The sequence below is a fragment of the Pseudomonas sp. 21615526 genome (genome assembly GCF_013386245.1).
Lineage (GTDB): Bacteria > Pseudomonadota > Gammaproteobacteria > Pseudomonadales > Pseudomonadaceae > Aquipseudomonas.
This window is the reverse complement of the sequence record NZ_JACAOM010000079.1, coordinates 43,550-50,267: the sequence shown is the minus strand read 5'-3', so window position 1 is coordinate 50,267 and position 6,718 is coordinate 43,550. Positions and strand designations below refer to the sequence as shown.

Below are 6,718 nucleotides of genomic sequence, written 5' to 3'. Positions count from 1 at the left end.
CGCTCCCACATTGATTGGGTTCCTGCCGTTGGATCGGGTCAGGCGTCAGCTTTCTTGACCAGCCCATCCGCCCGGAACATCGCCCGGATGCCCCGCACCGCCTGGCGAATCCGGTCCTGGTTTTCGATCAGTGCAAAGCGCACGTGGTCGTCGCCATACTCACCAAAGCCAATCCCCGGCGACACACACACCTTCGCCTCAAGCAGCAGCTTCTTGGCAAACTCCAGCGAACCCATTGCGGCGTACGCCTCGGGAATCTTCGCCCAGACGTACATCGACGCCTTCGGGTTCTCGACCATCCAGCCCAGCTCATGCAGGCCTTTCACCAGCACGTTACGGCGTTGACGGTACTGCTCGGCAATGTCTTTCACGCACTGCTGATCGCCTTCCAGCGCCGCAATCGCCGCCACTTGCAGCGGGGTGAAGGTGCCGTAGTCGTGGTAACTCTTGATCCGCGCCAGGGCGTTGACCAGTTCCGGGTTGCCCACCATGAAACCAATGCGCCAGCCGGCCATGTTGTAGCTCTTGGACAGGGTGAAAAACTCCACCGCGATGTCCTTGGCGCCCGGCACTTGCATGATCGACGGAGCTTTCCAGCCGTCGTAGACGATGTCGGCGTAGGCCAGGTCATGCACCACCAGCACGTCGTACTGCTTGGCCAGGGCGATCACCCGTTCGAAGAAGTCCAGTTCCACGCACTGTGCGGTGGGGTTGGACGGGAAGCCGAGGATCATCATCTTCGGCTTGGGGATCGAGCCACGAATCGCACGTTCCAGTTCAGCGAAGAAGTCCACCCCCGGAATCAGCGGCACCGAACGCACCTGGGCGCCGGCAATCACGGCACCGTAGATGTGAATCGGGTAGCTGGGGTTGGGCACCAGCACCGTGTCGCCCTGGTCCAGGGTGGCCAGCATCAAGTGCGCCAGGCCTTCCTTGGAACCGATGGTCACGATGGCTTCGGTTTCCGGGTCGATGTCCACTTCGTAGCGGTCTTTGTACCAGCGCGAAATCGCCCGGCGCAGCCGCGGAATGCCTTTGGAAGTGGAGTAACCGTGGGTGTCTTCGCGTTGGGCGACGGTGACCATTTTTTCCACAATGTGCGGTGGAGTGGCGCCGTCCGGGTTACCCATGCTCAAGTCGATGATGTCTTCGCCGCGCCGACGCGCAGCCATCTTCAACTCGGCAGTGATATTGAACACGTAAGGGGGGAGTCGATCTATGCGCGCAAAGCGGCGCGGCGAACGGGGTTCGGCCATTGTTGCCTCGAAATACGTAAGCGCCCGGAACCGTCCGAGCGACGTCGGCCACTGCGGTGGCCTGCGGGGCAGACAATACGGTCGGTGATGGCCAATTGTCCAGATGCTGTGGGAAAAATTTCTGTTTGGAGTGCGACGGGGATATGCCCCTATACTCGACGCGGGTTTGTTCCCTCATAAGAAGGAGACTGTTCAGATGGATCAACAGACAAAACTGCCGTTACAGCCGCGCATGGAAGAGGGCAAGGCCCTGGTGATCGCGGGTGTGCAAGGGCGTTATTCAAAGGCCACGATTGGCGATATTCCCAAGTTGTGGGAGCTGTTCGACAGCTGCTTCAAAGAGATCAAGAAACGCGTCGGCGGCGTAACCTATGGCGTGTGCTACAACGCCAAACACGATGAATTTGACTACCTGGCCGGCGTTGAAGTACCGGCCAAGGGCGATGTACCGAGCAACTTCCAGTCGATTGAAATCCCGGCCCATCGCTATGCCGTGTTCCCGCATTTTGGCCCGGTGCAGGCGCTGGCGCAGACCTATGAACGCATCATGTTCGAATGGCTGCCGGCCTCCGGGTACAAGGTGGTCGGGGCTGATTTTGAGCGCTACAGCGCCGATTTCGATGTGGGTAAAGGCACGGGCTCCGTGGAAATCTGGATCCCCATCAACGCCGAATCCGCCTGACCGCGCCACCGGCAGGAGCGAGCACGTTCGCTCCTGCAATGGCCTCTCAATACAGCGTGGCCTTGACCCGCTCCGGCATCTCGCGGTCATAGGCTTCGGCGTCGAACGCCCCATCATTCAAGCGCTTGTGAAACGCCCCGGCGGAGGGCAGTGCCGAGCGATCCAGATGCTTTTCCGGGTTCCAGCAATCGGAGCGCACAAAGGCTTTGGAGCAATGGAAATATGCCGCCTCCACCTGCACCAGAATCACCGAACGGGCCGCTTTGCCATTTACCGCAAAGCTCTCCAGCAACTCTGGCTCGATGGAAATCTGCGCCCGGCCATTGACCCGCAACGTCTCGCCAATCCCCGGGATGATGAACAGCAACGCTATACGCGGGTCCACCACCAGATTACGCAGGGTGTCGAGGCGGTTATTCCCCGGCCGATCCGGAATCGCCAACGTGCGCTCGTCGATAATTCGTACAAAACCTGGCACATCGCCACGGGGCGAACCGTCGATGCCGTCCGGGCCGGATGAACTCACCACCACCAAGGGTGACGCGCGGACCATGGCCTGGTAATCCTCGTTGAGAAACGGGATTTCCTTGCGCACGGCCCGCTCGTGGGGGAGGCCGTAGAGGGTTTCGAGTTGTTCCAGGGTTGTTAGCATCTTCACCAGCTCCTTATTGTTTAAAACACCCACGCCAACCGGCGCTCATACCCAATCCGCCCCTTATACGCCTCCCCGCTGTCCACCCAGCCCTGCTGCAAATACAGCCCCATCGCCGCCACATTGTCCGTGTCCACCGACAGCTCCAGCGCCTTGATCTGCGGCCAAACCAGGCGCGCGGCGGCGGGGAGGGCTTGCAGGCAGGCTTTGCCAAACCCCAGGCCTTGCTGATGGCGATCGACTTGCAACGCATGCAGCGTGGCGCTGTGTTCATCCGCCCAATGGGGCAGGCAGGGTGGGCGTTTGAGCAGCAGGAAGGCCACGGGAATCTCGTCGGCGAGTAACGCAAAGCCTGCCACGCCGGGATTCGGATTGACCAGCAGGGTGTTCAGCGCACAGTAGATATCGCCGGAAAAACCCAGTTGTTCGGGATGCACTTCCAGGACGTTGAGTTGCTGTTGTTGCAGGGCAGTCAACGTCTGATAGGCGACGAGGCGGGTTTCCATCGGCGTAGCATCCGAAATCCTACATAGAAGCGCGGATTCTAGCGGGTTTGCGGTAGTCGCAATTATTTTTTGCGGGACTGTCGATTGGCCCGGGGCTCAGTCGACTAAGGGTGTCTTCAGTGATTTTTCCCGCAAGGAGTATCGCCATGAGCACCGCAATCAGCAGCTTGATCGAACAATGGAAACAGGCGGTCACCGCCAAGGATGTCGAGAAGATTGTCAGCTTTTACGCCGACGATATCGTCGCGTTCGACGCCGTTAGCGCCCTGCAGTTCAAGGGCAAGGCCGCCTATCAGGCGCACTGGAAGGCGTGCATGGAGTTCTGCCCGGGCCCTGGGGTCTTTGACTTCCATGAGATGCGTATCGTCGCCGGCGATAACAGCGCCTTTGCCCACTGGCTCGCGCACTGTGGCGGCACCGGGCCCGACGGCGTACTCAAGACCTGCTGGATGCGCGTCAGCGCCGGCTACCAGCGCGTTGGCGGCGAGTGGAAAGTGGTGCATGAACATTGGTCGGCACCGTTCGACATGGAAACCGGCGCCGGTCTGTTCGACCTGAAACCTTGAGCGCCGCGAACTATAGTCAGTTGTCCGAAAACGGAGAATCCCATGAAATACCTCTGCCTGATCTATAGCAGCGAACAGGTGCTGCACGATTCGCCCGACAGCCCCAAGGACCCGGAATGTTTCGCCTATGGCCAGTCCGTGCAGGCCAGCGGGCGCATGCTCGCCGCCGAGCCGCTGGAGTCGGTGAGCACCGCCACCACCGTGCGCATGCGCAACGGCAAGTTGTCGATCACCGACGGGCCGTTTGCCGAAACCAAGGAGCAGCTCGCCGGGTTTTACCTGATCGAAGCCAAGGACCTGAATGAAGCGATCCAGGTGGCCGGTGGCATACCGGCGGCCCGGGTCGGCAGTGTGGAAGTGCGCCCCGTGCGTGAATTGAATCTCTGATCACAACAATAAAACCCAGGAGGTTTCCCATGAGCATTCAACCCAAACCCGCCGAATTTGAACTGTCCATCAGTCGCTTGATTGATGCCCCTCGCAGCCGCGTGTTTCGCGCCTGGACCGAGCCGGCCTTGTTGCAGCAGTGGTGGGGCCCACACGGCATGACCACTCCCGAGTGCGAAATGGACCTTTGGGTGGGTGGGCAATTTCGCACGCTGATGCGCGCGCCGGACGGCAGCGAATACCCAACCCAGGGCGTATTCCTGGAGATTACCGCCCCCAGTCGGCTGGTGTTTACCGACGCCTTCACCCCCGGCTGGATCCCTTCGGGCCAGCCATTCATGACCGCAGAAGTTACCTTTGAAGACGTCGACGGCAAAACCCTCTATACCGCCCGCGCCATGCACTGGAGCGCCGAAACCAAGCAGGCCCACGAAGCCATGGGCTTTCACGAGGGCTGGGGACAGAGCCTCGACCGGCTGGTGACGCTGGTGACCGAAGGCCTGCGCGATTGACGGTGCAGGCCCGGGTTGAAGCGGTTTATCGCAGCGAATCGCGGCGCATCCTGGCGACCCTGATTCGCTTGCTTGGCGATTTCGACCTGGCTGAAGAAGCCTTGCACGAGGCGTTCTTCGTCGCAGTCGAGCGCTGGGGGCAGGACGGTGTGCCGGATAACCCCCGGGCCTGGCTGGTCTCGACCGGGCGCTTCAAGGCCATCGACCGTTTACGTCGCCAGGCGCGTTTTACCCCGTTGTTGCAGGCGCAAGCCGATGCGCTGGAAGCGGCAGACTGGAGCGTTGAAGACGTGGAAGACGACCGCTTGCGCCTGATCTTCACCTGCTGCCACCCGGCGCTGGCGGCGGATGCCCAGGCGGCGCTGACCTTGCGTGAGATCTGCGACCTCACCACCGAGGAAATCGCCCGGGCGTTTCTCGCCACGCCCACTGCCATCGCCCAGCGCATCGTGCGGGCCAAGGGCAAGATCCGCGAAGCGAAGATCCCCTATCAGGTGCCATCCCTGGCGGAGTTGCCCGAGCGCCTGGACAGTGTGCTGCGGGTGATTTACCTGGTGTTCAACGAAGGCTATTCAGCGTCCATGGGCGCCGACCTGACCCGTGAAGACCTGACCCGCGAAGCGATTCGCCTGGGCCGTTTGCTGATGGAGTTGTTGCCGGAACCGGAAGTGATGGGCTTGCTGGCGCTGATGTTGCTCCACGAGTCCCGGCGCCCGGCACGCACCTCGGCGGGCGGCGAATTGGTGCTGCTGGATGAGCAGGACCGTTCGCTGTGGGATGCGTCGTTGATTGCTGAAGGATGCGCCCTGGTGGAGAAATCCCTGACCACACGCCGCTTCGGGCCCTACAGCCTGCAGGCAGCGATTGCGGCGGTACACGCTGAAGCCGTGAGCGCCGATGAGACTGATTGGCCGCAGATCGTCGGGCTGTATGACGTGTTGCTTGGAGCGATGCCATCGCCGGTGATCGAGCTGAATCGCGCGGTGGCCGTTGCGATGCGCGATGGGGCGCAGGCCGGTTTGCAATTGGTGGACGGCATTCTGGCGCGGGGGGAGTTGGTGGACTATCACCTGGCGTACTCGGCGCGGGGCGAGTTTTGTCGGCGATTGGGGCGAGTGGAGGACGCGCGGCGGGCGTTTGAACGGGCACTGGCATTGACCCAGCAAGTGCCCGAAAAGCGCTTTATCGAGCGGCGATTGGCCGAACTCAAATAGTGCAGGCGCCGGAGATCCAAATGTGGGAGCGGGCTTGCTCGCGAATGCGGTGGATCAGTCACTGAAATGTTGACTGACACACCGCATTCGCGAGCAAGCCCGCTCCCACATTTGTTCGATGTTGTCTTGATGAATGAGTTACGGCTGCTGACGCGTCGCCGCCAACACGATCTCGCGAATGCACACATGCTGCGGCTGCTGGTAGGCATAGGCAATCGCCGAAGCCACATCATCGGCGCTCAACACGGTGCCGCCCATGTCCTGTTTCCACGCCTGGTAGCCGGTCTTGATGGCTTCGTCGGTGGTGTGGCTCAGCAGTTCGGTTTCCACCGCGCCCGGCGCAATGGTGATCACACGCACATTGTGCGGCGACATTTCTTCCCGCAGGTTTTCCGAAATTCCATGCACGGCGAACTTGGTGCCTACATAGGCGACGTGGTTGGGGAAGGTCTTGCGCCCGGCCACCGAGCTGACGTTGATGATGGTGCCACCCTTGCGCTCGACCATGCTGCCGGCCACTGCATGGATGCCGTTCAGCAGGCCCTTTACGTTGACGTCGAGCATCTGCTCCCACTGTGCCGGGTCCTGTTCGCTGACCGCGCCCAGCAGCATCACGCCGGCATTGTTGATGAGTGCATCGGCCGGGCCGAATTGCGCTTCGGCTTCTTTCACCGCTGCCACCAGCGCAGCGCGATCGGTGATGTCGACACCGCGACTCAAGGTGTTCGGCAACTCCAGCGCATTCAGCCGGTCGATGCGGCGGGCCAGCAGCAACAGCGGGTGGCCGGCGGCCGACAGCAAGCGCGCAGTCGCTTCGCCAATGCCCGAACTGGCACCGGTGATGATGATCAATGGCTTGCTCATGGTGGAACTCCTGAAATAAGAAAAACAAATAACTGAACGTGGAGCGCAGTATATTTAGCCCTCGGCTGGCTGAAAAATG

9 protein-coding genes are annotated in these 6,718 nt (G+C 61.1%); 5 read left to right on the top strand and 4 right to left on the bottom strand.

Going from position 1 to position 6,718, the window contains the following annotated elements:
* Positions 1–38: 38 nt before the first annotated feature.
* Positions 39–1,256: an alanine transaminase gene (gene alaC, locus HX786_RS22455; protein WP_003213096.1), complete on the bottom strand. Its 1,218-nt coding sequence runs from the start codon at positions 1,254–1,256 to the stop codon at positions 39–41.
* 196 nt (positions 1,257–1,452) lie between these two features.
* Here alaC and HX786_RS22450 point away from each other — a divergent pair, with 196 nt between their 5' ends.
* Complete coding sequence (locus tag HX786_RS22450) at positions 1,453–1,938, top strand: GyrI-like domain-containing protein (RefSeq protein ID WP_003213098.1); 486 nt, start codon at positions 1,453–1,455, stop codon at positions 1,936–1,938.
* 46 nt (positions 1,939–1,984) lie between these two features.
* Here the strand turns inward: HX786_RS22450 and HX786_RS22445 are convergent, their stop codons facing one another.
* On the bottom strand, positions 1,985–2,590 hold the full coding sequence (locus HX786_RS22445) for a pyridoxamine 5'-phosphate oxidase family protein (protein ID WP_003213099.1): 606 nt from the start codon (positions 2,588–2,590) through the stop codon (positions 1,985–1,987).
* 20 nt (positions 2,591–2,610) lie between these two features.
* Positions 2,611–3,096: an N-acetyltransferase gene (locus HX786_RS22440; protein WP_087693160.1), complete on the bottom strand. Its 486-nt coding sequence runs from the start codon at positions 3,094–3,096 to the stop codon at positions 2,611–2,613.
* Between the two features lie 146 nt (positions 3,097–3,242).
* Between HX786_RS22440 and HX786_RS22435 the strand changes: the two genes are divergently transcribed.
* From HX786_RS22435 to HX786_RS22420, 4 genes are read left to right on the top strand one after another with little or no spacing between them, the layout of a single operon-like run.
* Complete coding sequence (locus HX786_RS22435) at positions 3,243–3,662, top strand: nuclear transport factor 2 family protein (protein ID WP_003213104.1); 420 nt, start codon at positions 3,243–3,245, stop codon at positions 3,660–3,662.
* 42 nt (positions 3,663–3,704) lie between these two features.
* On the top strand, positions 3,705–4,049 hold the full coding sequence (locus tag HX786_RS22430; RefSeq protein WP_178912601.1) for a YciI family protein: 345 nt from the start codon (positions 3,705–3,707) through the stop codon (positions 4,047–4,049).
* Positions 4,050–4,078: 29 nt separating this feature from the next.
* A complete protein-coding gene (locus HX786_RS22425; RefSeq protein WP_003213108.1) occupies positions 4,079–4,561 on the top strand; it encodes an SRPBCC family protein in 483 nt (160 codons plus the stop codon).
* 2 nt (positions 4,562–4,563) lie between these two features.
* Complete coding sequence (locus tag HX786_RS22420; RefSeq protein ID WP_178912602.1) at positions 4,564–5,775, top strand: RNA polymerase sigma factor; 1,212 nt, start codon at positions 4,564–4,566, stop codon at positions 5,773–5,775.
* A 138-nt stretch (positions 5,776–5,913) separates the two neighbouring features.
* On the opposite strand, the gene HX786_RS22415 is transcribed toward HX786_RS22420, so the two are convergent.
* Positions 5,914–6,639, bottom strand: a complete 726-nt coding sequence (locus tag HX786_RS22415; RefSeq protein ID WP_008431641.1) for an SDR family oxidoreductase — start codon at positions 6,637–6,639, stop codon at positions 5,914–5,916.
* Between the last annotated feature and the right edge of the window lie 79 nt (positions 6,640–6,718).

Coding starts and splice junctions, on each gene's coding strand:
- alaC (WP_003213096.1), bottom strand. CDS start 1,256: ATGGCCGAACCCCGTTCGCCGCGCCGCTTTGCGCGCATAGATCGACTC.
- HX786_RS22450 (WP_003213098.1), top strand. CDS start 1,453: ATGGATCAACAGACAAAACTGCCGTTACAGCCGCGCATGGAAGAGGGC.
- HX786_RS22445 (WP_003213099.1), bottom strand. CDS start 2,590: ATGCTAACAACCCTGGAACAACTCGAAACCCTCTACGGCCTCCCCCAC.
- HX786_RS22440 (WP_087693160.1), bottom strand. CDS start 3,096: ATGGAAACCCGCCTCGTCGCCTATCAGACGTTGACTGCCCTGCAACAA.
- HX786_RS22435 (WP_003213104.1), top strand. CDS start 3,243: ATGAGCACCGCAATCAGCAGCTTGATCGAACAATGGAAACAGGCGGTC.
- HX786_RS22430 (WP_178912601.1), top strand. CDS start 3,705: ATGAAATACCTCTGCCTGATCTATAGCAGCGAACAGGTGCTGCACGAT.
- HX786_RS22425 (WP_003213108.1), top strand. CDS start 4,079: ATGAGCATTCAACCCAAACCCGCCGAATTTGAACTGTCCATCAGTCGC.
- HX786_RS22415 (WP_008431641.1), bottom strand. CDS start 6,639: ATGAGCAAGCCATTGATCATCATCACCGGTGCCAGTTCGGGCATTGGC.